The organism is Streptomyces viridifaciens (genome assembly GCF_001888885.2).
GTDB lineage: Bacteria > Actinomycetota > Actinomycetes > Streptomycetales > Streptomycetaceae > Kitasatospora > Kitasatospora aureofaciens.
Genome location: NZ_CP090841.1, coordinates 4,629,804 through 4,643,462, shown reverse-complemented (window position 1 = coordinate 4,643,462; position 13,659 = coordinate 4,629,804). Strand labels below are relative to the sequence as shown.

Annotated in this window: 6 protein-coding genes; 2 read left to right on the top strand and 4 right to left on the bottom strand. The window is 73.8% G+C overall.

What is annotated here, in order from left to right; genetic code table 11:
- The first annotated feature begins 266 nt into the window (after window positions 1-266).
- Entirely contained in the window at window positions 267-461 is a 195-nt protein-coding gene (locus BOQ63_RS27900; protein WP_030283975.1) for a hypothetical protein, read from the top strand.
- Window positions 462-557: 96 nt separating this feature from the next.
- Here the strand turns inward: BOQ63_RS27900 and prfB are convergent, their stop codons facing one another.
- The 3 genes from prfB to BOQ63_RS27885 form a co-directional block, all read right to left on the bottom strand.
- Window positions 558-1,670 carry a peptide chain release factor 2 gene (prfB, locus tag BOQ63_RS27895; protein WP_030283973.1) on the bottom strand — a complete coding sequence of 371 codons (1,113 nt, stop codon included), beginning with the start codon at window positions 1,668-1,670 and terminating at the stop codon, window positions 558-560.
- A 67-nt stretch (window positions 1,671-1,737) separates the two neighbouring features.
- Window positions 1,738-2,991, bottom strand: coding sequence for a serine/threonine-protein kinase (locus tag BOQ63_RS27890; RefSeq protein ID WP_030283971.1), 1,254 nt, complete (start codon window positions 2,989-2,991; stop codon window positions 1,738-1,740).
- Between the two features lie 245 nt (window positions 2,992-3,236).
- Complete coding sequence (locus BOQ63_RS27885; protein ID WP_037829528.1) at window positions 3,237-5,078, bottom strand: serine/threonine-protein kinase; 1,842 nt, start codon at window positions 5,076-5,078, stop codon at window positions 3,237-3,239.
- A gap of 315 nt (window positions 5,079-5,393) precedes the next feature.
- On the opposite strand from BOQ63_RS27885, the gene BOQ63_RS27880 reads away from it, so the two are divergent.
- Window positions 5,394-8,375: an FtsK/SpoIIIE domain-containing protein gene (locus BOQ63_RS27880; RefSeq protein WP_499504506.1), complete on the top strand. Its 2,982-nt coding sequence runs from the start codon at window positions 5,394-5,396 to the stop codon at window positions 8,373-8,375.
- 134 nt (window positions 8,376-8,509) lie between these two features.
- On the opposite strand, the gene BOQ63_RS27875 is transcribed toward BOQ63_RS27880, so the two are convergent.
- Window positions 8,510-13,456, bottom strand: a complete 4,947-nt coding sequence (locus BOQ63_RS27875; protein ID WP_030283965.1) for an NAD-glutamate dehydrogenase — start codon at window positions 13,454-13,456, stop codon at window positions 8,510-8,512.
- Window positions 13,457-13,659 lie beyond the last annotated feature (203 nt).

Sequence of the window (13,659 nt, the reverse complement as noted above, 5' to 3'; positions counted from 1 at the left end):
CGGTCTGGGACCATACGCGAACCGGCGACCGGCCCGCAGGGACAGACCGGGACGGTCCTCTGAATCTGGGGGAGAATGTCCGGTTGTGCCCCGATAATTGCGAGCCATCTCACAGCCCGGGAGCCGGAAGCGCCAGAACCTGGCAGAGTGGAGGTGGCGACCGTGTCCGGCCGCTCCCCCGTACAGGGCAGACTCCCCGTACAGGTATGAAGAGGGAACCAAAGCCCCGTCCGGTGCGTTGGCTGTAGCAGCGAGGAGGAGATCGCATGACGTGCGACCATCTGGTGTGCGCCAACTGCAACGGCCGCGTCAGCGACGGGCGTTGCTCGGTGTGCCGCGCCAACCGGGCCCGGCTGCAGGAGCAGCAGGGGCCGTTCGCCGCACTCTCCCCCGCGATGCTGCTGGCCCTGCTGGCCGGGCTGCTCGCGGTGGCGCTGATCGCGCGGCAGGCGCTGGCCTGAGGCCCCTGACCACGCGGAAGGCCCCCGACCGTCGCGGTCGGGGGCCTTCTGCGTGTGTCCGGGTCCGTGCGTCCGGCCCGGTGCGTGTCCGGGTGCCTACTCGGCGCTGGTCTCGCGCTGCTTGCGCCAGCGGATGCCGGCCTCGATGAAGCCGTCGATGTCGCCGTCCAGGACGGCCTGCGGGTTGCCGGCCTCGTACGCGGTGCGGACGTCCTTGACCATCTGGTACGGGTGCAGCACGTAGGAGCGCATCTGGTTGCCCCAGGAGCTGCCGCTGTCCTTCAGGGCGTCCATCGCGGCCTTCTCCTCCTGGCGGCGCCGTTCGAGCAGCTTGGCCTGGAGGACGTTCATCGCGGACGCCTTGTTCTGGATCTGCGAACGCTCGTTCTGGCAGGACACCACGATGCCGGTCGGGAGGTGCGTGATGCGCACCGCCGAGTCGGTGGTGTTGACGCCCTGGCCACCGGGGCCGGAGGCGCGGTAGACGTCCACCCGCAGGTCGCCCTCGTCGATGTCGACGTGGTCGGACTGCTCGACGACCGGGAGCACCTCGACACCGGCGAAGGACGTCTGCCGGCGGCCCTGGTTGTCGAACGGCGAGATGCGGACCAGGCGGTGGGTGCCCTGCTCGACCGAGAGGGTGCCGTAGGCGTACGGGGCCTTCACGGTGAAGGTCGCGGACTTGATGCCGGCCTCTTCGGCGTACGAGGTGTCGTACACCTCGGTGGGGTACCCGTGCCGCTCGGCCCAGCGCAGGTACATGCGCATCAGCTGCTCGGCGAAGTCGGCGGCGTCCACGCCACCGGCCTCGGCGCGGATGTTGATCAGCGCCTCGCGGGCGTCGTACTCGCCGGAGAGGAGGGTGCGGACCTCCAGCTCCTCGACGGCCTTCTGCAGCGAGACCAGCTCGGCCTCGGCCTCGACGCGGGTGTCCGCGTCGTCCTCGGCCTCGGCGAGCTCGAACAGCACGCCCAGGTCGTCGATGCGGCCGCGCAGGCCCTCGACCCGGCGCAGTTCGCCCTGGAGGAAGGAGAGCCGACTGGTCACCTTCTGCGCGTTCGCGACGTCGTCCCACAGGGTGGGGGCGGCTGCCTCCTCCTCCAGGACCGCGATGTCGGCCCGGATCTTGTCCAGGTCGAGGACGGCCTCGATCGACCCCATGGTCGTATCGAGGTTCTTGAGCTCTTCGGAAGGATCGACGGCTGCCACGCCCCCAGCGTAATGGTTCCGGGGGTGGTCATGACGACACCCCCGTTCCGGAGGCGACCGGGAGGGGTCACGGGGCGCGGGGGGCGGTGCTGTGCACGGCCGGCCGGGCCGGGTGGCCGGCGCCCGGCTCGGGGGCCGCGAAGGCCGTCCAGGCCGCGGCGGCGCCCGCCAGCAGCAGCACGGTGGCCAGCAGCACCGCCAGCATCCGGCGCCGGCGCAGCAGGGCCGCGCGGTCCCGGCGGTGGCCCGGGGCGGCGCGCTGGGCGCGCGACTCGGCGGCGTACGCGGCCAGTTCCTCGGCCGAGGGGCGGCGCAGGCTGGTGTGGGTGTCCCGGGTGGAGTCCGGGGCGGCGCCGGGCACCAGCGGGACGGCCGGGCCGCGACGGCGCTTGTGGACGCCCGGGCCGGCGTCGACCTCGGCGTAGACGGCCTCGCCGGGGGACAGCTGCTCCTCGGCCGGGGCGCGGCCCTGGGAGGGCACGGCCAGCACCGGCAGTCCGGCCAGCGAGGGCAGCTGCTCGCGCAGCCGGGCGGCCAGCTCGGCGGCGCGCAGCCGGGAGGCCGGAGCCTTGGCCAGGCACTCGGAGATGATCCGCCACAGCCCGTCCGGCAGCCCGGGGATCGGCGGCACCTGCTCGGTGACGTGCCGGCGCAGCACCGCGCCGGTGTGGCCGCCGCCGAACGGGGTGAAGCCGGCCAGCAGCTCGTACAGCACGGTGGCGAGGGCGTAGATGTCGACGGCGGCGCGCGGCTCCAGTCCCTCGATGATCTCGGGGGCGAGGTAGTCGGGCGTGCCGATGATCCGGGTGGCCCGGGTGCGGCGCGGGGCGTCGACCAGCCGGGCCACGCCGAAGTCGGTGAGCTTGGCGCGCGGGGCGCCGCCGGGGCCGGGGGCGGCGGCGAGGTCGAGCAGGACGTTCTCCGGCTTGACGTCGCGGTGGACGATCCCGGCCGCGTGCGCGGCCGCGAGGCCGTCGGCGACGTCGGCGATGACCGACGCGGCGACCTGCGGCGGGAGGGCTCCGTCCCGCTCGAGCCGGGAGCGCAGGTCGGTGCCCTGGACCAGTTCCATCACCAGGGCGAGGTCGCTGCCGTCCACGACCATGTCGCGCACGCCGACCACCCGGGGGTGGTCGAGGCTGGTCAGCGCGGTGCGCTCCTGGACGAAGCGGCCGACCAGCACCTGGTCGGCGGCGAGGTCCTCGCGCAGCAGCTTGACCGCCACCGGGCCGTCGGGCCCCTCACCGAGCCAGACCGTCCCGGCCGATCCCCGGCCGATGACCTGGTGGACGGTGTACCGGCTGCCGATCTTGCGTGCCAATGCTGCTCCGTGGGCGGCGCGGGAGCGCTCCGGGGGTCCGGGCGCGCTCGGTGGGGCGGGACAACAGCGACCAACCTACGCGCCCGAACCCCCTGCGCGGGGCGCCTGGGGGCCGTGGAGCGGGACTCCGGGGCGAGAAATCTCGTGAATTGTCGACAAAGCGTCAATCCTGGCTTCCGGAACGGGTCCGGACGCCCGGTCAGCTGTCGGCGGGGCGCCGGAGCGGCCCGCCGTCCGGTCCCGCGCTACTTGCTGGAACTGCCGAAGACGCTGGTCACCCAGTCCCGCGCGGTGTCGAACCAGCTCACGACGTTGTCCCAGTAGTGCGGCAGCGGTGTGAAGTTCCACAGCGCGATCGCGGCGACGGCCAGCACCAGCAGCACCATCAGACAGCCCTTGAGGCAGCCCAGCCCCGGGATGTACATCCGGTTGCGGCTGCGCGGGCGCCGCTCGCGCGGCGGAGCGCTCTCCCGGCGGGACGGCTCCCGCGGCTCCTCGCGGGGCGGCCGGGGCTCCCGGTACTGCGGCGCCGGCGGCTCGGACCGGCGCGGCGCGGCGGCGGGCGGGGGCGGAGGCGGCGGGTAGTCGCCCTGCGGCCGGCCGTACCCGGCGGGGGCCTGCCGGTAGCCGCCCTGGGGCTGCGGACGGCCGCCCTGGTTGCCCTGAGCGCCCTGGTTGACCTGGTAGGGCGGCGGGGCGACCGGCGGGCGCTGGGCGTAGCCGGGCGGCGGGCCCTGGCGACGCTGGTCCGCGCGTGGGCCGGCCGGCGGCTGCTGGTGGCCCGGGCCGCCCCGGCCCGCCTGGTAGGGCGGCGGGGCGACCTGCGGGTCCTCGAAGTCCTCCGGGCCGAAGTGGCCGACCTGGGTCTGCTGGTTGCGGTCGCGCGCCGCCCGCAGCTGGGTCTGCCACGGGTGGGGCGCCTCCTCCTGCGGCGCGGGAGGGCCGGCGGGCGGGGGCGGCGGCACGGCGGTGGGCGGCATCACCTGGGTGCGGTCCTGGGTGCCGTAGGGCGGCGCGGGCGGCGGCTGGGTGCCCATCACCCGGGTCGCCGCGGCCGGGTCGTACTGCGGGCCGCCGGACGCCGGGGGCAGCACCTGGGTGCGGTCCTCCGCCCCGGCCGGGCCGCCCGGGTCACCCGGGACGACCGGCACGACTCCGGGCACGGCGGTCGGCTGCGGGTCCGGCAGCAGCAGGGCGCCGACCGCCAGCGCCTCGTCCACCGCCGCCGGGGAGGCGTGCACCCCGACCCCGGCCGCGACCACCCGCAGCGCGCGGGCCAGCGCGGTGGCGCTCGGCCGCTGCGCCGGGTCCTTGCGCAGGCAGCGCTCGATCACCGTCCACAGCGGCTCGGGCATGGTGCTGGGCCGCTGGGGCTCCTGCGCCAGGTGGGCCTGGAGCACGGCCAGGGCGCTGTCGCCCTGGAACGGCTGGCGGCCGGTGACCAGCTCGTACAGCATGATGCCGGCGCCGTAGACGTCCACCGCGGAGGTCTGCGGGCGGCCCTCGGCGGACTCGGGGGCGACGTACGCGGGGGTGCCGACGAACTCGTGGGTGCGGGTGACGCCCGGGGAGTCGGCCAGTCGGGCGATGCCGAAGTCGGTCAGCATCGGGTGCATCTGCTCGGTGCCCTGCACCACGGTGGAGGCGAGCAGCACGTTGGCCGGCTTGAGGTCGCGGTGGACGATCCCGTCCGCGTGGCTGGCCGCCAGCGCGTCCGCGACCTGGGCCATCAGCAGGGCGCCCGCGATCGGGCTGAACGGGCCGTTGGCGCGCAGGTAGCGGGCCAGGTCGGGGCCCTCCACCAGGTCCATCACCAGGGCCAGCAGCTCGCCCTCGACGACCAGGTCGCGGACCCGGACGATGTTCGGGTGGCTCAGCCGCAGCAGCAGCGAGCGCTCCCGCAGGAAGCGCATCACGACGTCCGGGTCGGCCGCCAGCTCCTCGCGCAGCACCTTGATCGCCACCTGCTGCCCGGGCTCGCTGCCCGGCACCTGGACGTCCTGGCGCACCAGACCGCGCCAGACGGTCCCGGTGGCACCCCGCCCCAGGGTCTCCTCAAGCAGATACTTGCTGCCGACTGGCCGCACCTGTCGCACTCCTCGCCGTGCCGCCCGCGCGGGGCGCTCCCCCGCCGGTGTGCGGTGAGCCTGCCGGGCCCGTGTTTGGCCACTCTAACGGTGTCCGTACGGGTTTTTGAGGTGACCGGCGGGCCATCCGAGCAGGGTTGGGGGAGATCCCCTAGGGGACTGCCCGGACGTGCCGGGGTGCCCGGCCGGAGGCGGTCGCCGCGGCCCGGGGCGGGGGCGCCGGGGCGACGGTTGACCTGACCCTCCGTCGCCTCCACCATGGCGATGATCGCAAGATCGTCAAATCCGGTACGGTGCGCGGACTGTCCACGCCGGATGGCAGGATGGACACTCGCCACTCGTGTGGCCCAATGGGTCGCCGCGACCGCCCGGCGCGTCCGCGACGACACCGGGCAGCGGTACCAGGCATCACACCAGCAGAAGGGACCCGCGGGCGAGATGCAGATCCGGCTGACCGTCCTCCGACCGCGCAGCGGCCCGACCGCCGCCGGCTCCGCCATCCCCTACGTGGACGTGCTGGTCACCGCGCCCGTCGGCACCGCGCTCGGCGCCATCGCGGGCGCGCTCGCCGGCGCCGTGGGCGTGCGCGGACCGCGGGCCGCCACCCATGTGCACCTGTACTCCGGGGCGCACCGGGTGGACGAGCACACCCTGCTCGGCCACCCCCCACTGCTCGACGGCGCCGTCCTCAGCCTCAACGAACCGGACCCGACCGCCGACGACCCCGACGACGCCGCGGCCGCCGCCGAACTCCGGGTGGTCGGCGGCCCGGACGCCGGCGGGGTCCACCGGCTGCACGGCCGAGAGATCCGGATCGGCCGCTCCGGCGAGGCCGACGTCCCGCTCGACGACCCGGACGTCTCCCGGCTGCACCTCGCCCTCCACCTCGGCGAGGACGGCCGGATCGCCGTCCGCGACCTCGGCTCCACCAACGGCACCACCCTCGACGGCCGGATCGTCCCGCCCGTGCCCGCCGAGGCCGCCGTCCCGCTGGAGAACGGCGCCCTGCTGCGGATCGGCGAGTCCACCCTGCAGGTCCTCGAACCGGCCGACCCCACCTCCGTCCGGGCCGCCCTGCCCGACGGCAACGGCCACCTCCAGCTCGCCGCCCCCGGCCCGGTCCGGTCCGCGGCACCGGTGATCGAGCCGCCCGCCGCCCCCGAGCCCGCCCCGGGCCGCGGCCGCGGCCTGTTCTCCCTGCTGCCCGGCCGCGCCGCCGAACCGCCCGGTCAGGAGAGCGCCGAACGCCACCACGCCGCCGTCCGGCAGCGCCAGGCCGCCGCCCAGCGCGAGCGCTGGCCCGACCTCGCCACCGTGCTCCTCAACGCCGTCGGCCCCGGCCCCCGGCTGTGGGAGCGCGGCCCCGGCCACCCCGACGCCCTCACCCTCCGGCTGGGCACCGCCGACCGGCCCGGCGGCCCCGGCACCACGCCCGGCACCGTACTGCCCGCCGTCCCGGTCACCCTCGACCTGCAGACCGCCGGCAGCCTCGGCCTCAGCGGCCCGCGCGAGCGCCTCGACGCGCTCACCCGCGCCGTCGTCGCCCAGCTCGCCGCGCTCCACCCGCCGACCGGGCTGAGCCTGGTCGTGGTCGACGCCGACCCGGCCCGCAGCCCCGAGGAACGCGTCGACACCTGGGCCTGGGCACTGTGGCTGCCCCATCTGCGCCCCGCCGAGGGCCAGGACTGCCGGCTGCTGGTCGGCCTGGACGACGAACAGGCCACCGCCCGGCTGACCGAGCTCACCGCCCGGCTCAGCGGCCCGACCGGCCTCGGCGGCCACCCCGCCACCGTGGTCGTGGTCGACGGCCGCCCGACCGACGAGGCCGCCCGGCAGGCGCTCGACCTGCTGCTGCGCCAGGGCCCGGCCGTCGGCATCTTCCCGATCTGCCTCGCCGAACAGCCCGAGCTGCTCCCCCGCGGCCTCGGCGCCACCGCTCTGATCACCGGCGAGGTCGGCACCCAGCTCTCGCTGGACCGCCCGGTCGCCCGCGGCCGGGAGACCCTGCACGAGATCTCGCTGGACGCCGTCTCCGACGCCTGGGCCGAACGGCTGGCCCGCGTCCTCGCCCCGCTGCGCGAAGCCGCCCCGGCCTCCCGCGGCCCGCTGCCGGACGCGCTGCGGCTGCTCGACCTGCTCCAGCTCGACACCGTCACCCCGGCCAAGCTGTCCGCCCGCTGGGCCGCCCACGCCGGCGGCATCGGCGCCGCGACCGCACTGCTCGGCACCACCCGGGACGAGCTGTGCACCCTCGACCTGGCCGACCCCGAACTCGCCCTGCCCTCCCCCGACCCGGGCGGCCCGCACCTGCTGATCGGCGGCGCCCGCGGCTCCGGCAAGACCGAACTGCTGCGCACCCTGGTCGCCTCGCTCGCCGTCTCCGAGCGGCCCGAGCGCCTCGCCGTCACCATCGTCGAGGGCCGGGCCACCGAGGACGGGCTGTCCGGCTGCTCGGAGCTGCCGCACGTCACCGGCCGGGTCAACGCCGCCGCCGACCCGCGCGCCGCGCTCCTCGCCGCCGAGGCGCTGGAGGACGAACTCGCCCTGCGGGAGCGGCTGTTCGACGGGCTGGACTTCGCCTCCTGGCACGCCACCCGCATCTTGGACGGGCACAGCCTGGACGAGCACGGCCTGGACGCGCACCGTCTGGATGCGCACGGTCCGGCCGATCAGGGCCGCAGCTCCGCTCCGGTACCCGCCACCGTCGGCGCCGCCTCCACGGCCGTGCCCCGGATCATCCCCCCGCGCAGCGCCGACGGCCCCCGGCCGGCGACCACCCCCTCCGGCCCCGTCCCGGCCCGACTGGTCGTCGTCGTCGACGACTACGACGCCCTGCTCTCCCCCACCTCCCCGGCCGGCCGGCCGCTGGCCCGCGCGCTCGCGGCCGTCGCCCGTCGCGGCGGCCCGCTCGGCGTCCACCTCGCGGTCGCCACCGGCCGCCCGGAGGAGAGCGCCGGCACCGAGGTCGACGAGGCCGCCCTGCTGCGGATCGCGCTGCGCACCGAGGACCCGGCCGACTCCGACCTGCTGATCCACCTCGGCGACGCCGCCGCCCTCCCCGAGGACACCCCCGGGCGCGGCTACCTGCGCCGCCCGGACGGCGGCGTCGCCGCCTTCCAGACCGCCCGGATCAGCGGCCGCATCCCCCGCACCGCCACCCTGCGCCCCACCGTGGTCGCGATAGACCCGCTCCAGCTCGGCGCCCCACCCGCCCGCCGCCCGGTCCGCGAACTCGGCAACGGCCCCACCGACCTCGCCCTCCTCGCCAGCGCGCTCCAACGCGCCGCCTCCCGCTGACCCGCTCGACACCGGGAGGGCCCCGACGAACCGAGCGGTTCGTCGGGGCCCTTCGACGTTGCCGCGCCCGGGGCGGGAACACGGAAGGGGCCCGCGTCCGGGATGGACGCGGGCCCCTTCCGTTCAGCCGTCCGTCAGCGCATCGAACCGGTGCGCAGCAGGGTGCGGATGACGCGCATCGCGACCGAGAGGCTGGACAGCTCGTAGTTGTCCGAACCCCTTATGTCGTCGAGGGTGGCCTTGGCGCGGTTCAGCAGGGTGGAGTTGAGGTCCGCCCAGGCGTTGTAGCGCTCCTCGGGGCTTGCGCCGTCGGGGCCGCAGGCCAGGATGTCGGCGGTCAGCGCCGCGTGCGCCGCGAAGAGGTCCTCGCGGATCGCGGCCCGGGCCATCGACGACCAGCGGTCGGTGCGGGGCAGGTCGATGATGCGGTCGAGCAGGTGCGAGATCTGCAGGCGGTCGCCCAGGTCGTAGTACAGCTCGGCGACCTCGGCGACGTCCTTGCCGGAGCGGTCCGCGACCTCGGTGATGTCCAGGGTCGGGAAGACCGAGGACAGGCCGGCGATCCGGGTGGCCAGTTCGTCCGGCACGCCGGCCGCGGCGAGCTCGCCCTGGATCGACTCGAACCAGGCGAGGTCCTCGCCGCGCAGCGGCTTGGGCAGCGAGCCCCAGACCTGGTTGACCCGGTCGTGGAAGAACTCGATGGTGCCGGCGATGTCGAGCGGCTGGCGGCGGTTGTTGAGCATCCACCGGGTGGCGCGCTCGACCAGGCGCCGCGAGTGCAGCCGCATCTTGGTCTGGATCCGGGCGGGGACCTGGTTGTCCAGGCCCTCGATCCGGGACCAGATCTCCTCCAGGCCGAAGACGGCCCGCGCGGCGGTGTGGGTCCGGGCGATCTCCTCGTAAGTCGCGCCGGTCTCCTCCTTCAGGCGGAAGGCGAAGGTGCAGCCACCGCGGTTGATCGTGTCGTTGACGATCAGCGTGGTGATGATCTCGCGGCGCAGCGCGTGGTTATCGATCGCGTCGGCGAACCCGGCCCGCAGCGCGCTCGGGAAGTACTCGTGCAGCAGGGTGCGGAAGTACGGGTCGTCCGGCAGGTCGGTGGCCAGCAGCTCCTCGGCGAGGATGATCTTGGTGTAGGCGAGCAGGACGGACATCTCGGGCTGGGAGAGCCCGCGGCCGTTCTGCTGGCGCTCACGGATCTGGCGCTCGGTGGGCAGGAACTCCAGCCCGCGGTCGAGCTGGCCGGCCGCCTCGAAGCGGTTGATCATCCGGGCGTGGACGTTGACCATGCTGTGCGCCTGGGCGACGGCGTTGGCCAGCACCACGTTCTGCGCGTAGTTGTTGCGCAGCACCAGGTGGCCGACCTCGTCGGTCATCTCGGCGAGCAGGACGTTGCGCTGCTTGACCGTCATGTCGCCCTCGGCGACGACCTGGTTGAGCAGGATCTTGATGTTGACCTCGTGGTCCGAGGTGTCCACACCGGCCGAGTTGTCGATGGCATCGGTGTCGATCCAGCCGCCGGTGCCCTCGGGGCCGCCGGTGGCCGCGTACTCGATGCGGCCGAGCTGGGTGCAGCCGAGGTTGCCGCCCTCGCCGATGACCCGGGCCCGGACCTGCTCGCCGTTGACCCGGATGGCGTCGTTGGCCTTGTCGCCGACCTCGGCGTTGGTCTCGCCGGAGGCCTTGACGTAGGTGCCGATGCCACCGTTCCAGAACAGGTCGACCGGCGCCTGGAGGATCGCCTTCATCAGCTCGGCCGGGGTCAGGCGGGACTCCTGGATGCCCAGCGCGGCCCGGACCTGCGCGCTGACCTGGATCGACTTGGCGCTGCGCGGGAAGACCCCGCCGCCGGCCGAGATCAGCGACTTGTCGTAGTCGTCCCAGGAGCTGCGCGGCAGCTCGAAGAGGCGGCGGCGCTCGGCGTACGAGACGGCCGCGTCCGGGTTCGGGTCGAGGAAGATGTGGCGGTGGTCGAAGGCGGCGACCAGCCGGATGTGCTCGCTGAGCAGCATGCCGTTGCCGAAGACGTCGCCGGACATGTCGCCGATGCCGATGACGGTGAAGTCCTCGGACTGGGTGTCGACGCCGAGCTCGCGGAAGTTGCGCTTGACCGACTCCCAGGCGCCGCGGGCGGTGATGCCCATGCCCTTGTGGTCGTAGCCGGCCGAGCCGCCGGAGGCGAAGGCGTCGCCGAGCCAGAAGCCGTACGACTCCGCGACGCCGTTGGCGATGTCGGAGAAGGTCGCGGTGCCCTTGTCGGCGGCGACGACCAGGTAGGTGTCGTCCTCGTCGTGGCGGACCACGTCGGCCGGGTGGACGACCTCGCCGGCCACCAGGTTGTCGGTGATGTCGAGCAGCGCCGAGATGAAGGTCTTGTACGAGGAGATGCCCTCGGCCAGCCAGGCGTCGCGGTCCACCGACGGGTCCGGCAGCTGCTTGGCGACGAAGCCGCCCTTGGCGCCGACCGGGACGATGACGGTGTTCTTCACCATCTGGGCCTTGACCAGGCCGAGGATCTCGGTGCGGAAGTCCTCGCGCCGGTCGGACCAGCGCAGACCGCCGCGGGCGACCTTGCCGAAGCGCAGGTGCACGCCCTCGACCTGCGGCGAGTAGACCCAGATCTCGAACGCGGGGCGCGGGGCCGGCAGGTCCGGGATGGCCTTCGGGTCGAACTTCATCGACACGTAGGAGTGCCACTCGCCGGAGCCGTCGTGCTGGAAGAAGTTGGTCCGCAGGGTGGCCCTGATGAGGTGCAGGAAGGAGCGCAGGATGCGGTCCTCGTCCAGCGAGACGACCTCGTCGAGCGCGCCGGCCAGCTCCTCCAGGATGCCCTCGGTCAGCTCGGCGGCGCCCAGCTGGTGGCTCGGGCTCAGTCGGGCCTCGAACAGGTTGACCAGCAGGCGGGTGGTGTGGGTGTTGTTGCGGAGCGCGTCCTCCATGTAGTCCTGGGAGAACGTGGAGCCCGCCTGGCGCAGGTACTTGGCGTACGCGCGGAGCACCATCGCCTGGCGCCAGTTCAGCCCGGCGGTGAGGACCAGCTCGTTGAAGCCGTCGTTCTCGGCCTTGCCGGTCCAGGTCGCCGCGAAGGTGTCCTGGAAGCGCTCGCGGGCCTCGTCGGTGAGCTCGGTGGCCTCGCGCAGCTTCAGGCCGAAGTCGTACACCCACGCGGTGGTGCCGTCGGAGCGGCGCAGCGCGTACGGGTGCTCGTCCAGCACCTCGACGCCCAGGCGCTGCAGCACCGGCAGAACCTCGGTGAGGGAGATCGGGCCGCCGACCCGGTAGATCTTGAAGCGGCGCTCGTCGTCGCCCGCGCCGACCGGCTGGTACAGGTTCAGGCGGAAGTCGCCGTCGCCGTGCAGCGACTCGATCTGCTTGATGTCGGCGACGGCGGTGCGCGGCGGGAAGTCGGCGCGGTAGCCGTCGGGGAAGGCGTTGGCGTACTTGTGGCCGAGCTCGGCGGCCTTCTCCTCGCCCAGCTCGGTGTGCAGCTGGTCGTGGAAGCCGTCCATCCAGAACCGGGCGGCCTCGGCCAGACGGCTCTCGATCCGCTCGATGTCGGCGTCGGTGAGCCGGGGCAGCTCGGTGCCCGGGGCGACCCGGACCACGAAGTGCAGGCGGGTCAGCACCGACTCGGTGGCGTACACCGTGTAGTCGATGGTGGCGCCGTTCAGCTCCTCCTTGAGGATGTCGGTGAGCAGCAGCCGGATGCGCGTGGTGTAGCGGTCGCGCGGCAGGTAGATGAAGGCCGAGAAGTAGCGCCCGTACTCGTCCTGGCGCAGGAAGAGGCGCAGCTTACGGCGCTCCTGCAGGTAGAGCACGCTGGTGGCGATGGAGAGCAGCTCGGTGGCCGGGGTCTGGAAGATCTCGTCCCGGGGGAAGGTCTCCATGATCTGCAGCAGGTCGCGGCCGTCGTGGCTCTCGCTGGAGAAGCCGGACTCCTCCAGCACAGCCTGGACCTTGCGGCGCACGACCGGGATGCGGGTGACCGACTCGGTGTAGGCGGCGGAGGAGAACAGGCCGAGGAAGCGGCGCTCGCCGATCGGCTCGCCGGCGGCGTTGAACTTCTTGACGCCGACGTAGTCCAGGTAGGCCGGGCGGTGCACGGTGGCGCGGCTGTTGGCCTTGGTGAGGACGAGCAGCTTCTTCTCGTGGGCCTTGGCCCGGACCGGGGCGGAGAGGCGGCCGAAGGCCTCGGAGACCGAGTGGTGGCGGTCGTCGTGGCTGTGCGGGTCGGAGCGCAGGATGCCGAGGCCGGTCCCGGCGACGGCCTTGAGGACCTCCTCGCCCTCGTGCTCGACCAGGTCGTACTCGCGGTAGCCGAGGAAGGTGAAGTGGTCGTCGGCGAGCCAGCGCATCAGCTCCCAGGCCTCGCCGACCTCCTGCTCGGGCAGGCCGGCCGGGGGCTCCTCGGCCAGCTCGTCGGCCAGGCGCAGCGCGCTGTCGCGCATCTTGGCCCAGTCCTCGACGACCTCGCGGACGTCGCCGAGCACGCGGCGCAGGTTGGTCTCGATGGTGCGCAGGTCGTCGCGGTCGGTCTCGCGGTCGATCTCGATGTGCATCCACGACTCGACGGTCGCGTCGGCGGGCCACTCGGCGCCGGCGGCCTGGCTGCGGGAGCAGGCGTCGACGTCCAGGATCTCCAGCAGCTTGCCGGTGATGTCACGGCGGACGACCAGCTGGGGGTGGACGACGAGGTGGATCGCGCGGTCCTGGCGGGACAGCTCGTTGGTGACGGAGTCGACCAGGAAGGGCATGTCGTCGGTGACGACCTCGACCACGGTGTGGCCGCAGGACCAGCCGTTCTCCTCGACCGAGGGGGTGTGGACCCGCACCTCGGCGGTGCCCTGGGGGCGCTTGAGGCCCAGGCGGTAGTGCGAGGCGGCCGCGCCGTACACGTCGACCGGGTCGAGGTCGACCAGGTCCTCGGGCGCGGTGTGGAGGTAGTAGTGGTGCAGGTACGCGGTCAGAGCGCCGTTGCTCAGACCCTCCCCCGGCGCCGCTCCCCCCACCTGGCTGTTCTCAGCGGCTACGGCTGCCTTCTTGAGCAGTTCGGCCTTGGCTGCGTCCAGCTTGGTCTGCATGACTTCTTGGCTCCTGTCGCGCGCCGTTGCGTGACTCGGTGGTGTGTGGGTGTACACCGACGGGTCGCTCGCAATCCTGCCGCACCGTCCGACTGAAAGGGGCTCATGGCACGCATGAAACGCCCTCCCAGTGGGTAGGACGACTCGTTCGTCCTGCAAGCCACCCGACGACGCCAGCCAGCCTAACCGGATCAATCGAAGGT

What these genes read in the sequence shown, in the direction of transcription:
- BOQ63_RS27900 (WP_030283975.1), top strand. Translation starts at nt 267, where the DNA reads ATGACGTGCGACCATCTGGTGTGCGCCAACTGCAACGGCCGCGTCAGC.
- BOQ63_RS27880 (WP_499504506.1), top strand. Translation starts at nt 5,394, where the DNA reads ATGGCAGGATGGACACTCGCCACTCGTGTGGCCCAATGGGTCGCCGCG.
- BOQ63_RS27875 (WP_030283965.1), bottom strand. Translation starts at nt 13,456, where the DNA reads ATGCAGACCAAGCTGGACGCAGCCAAGGCCGAACTGCTCAAGAAGGCA.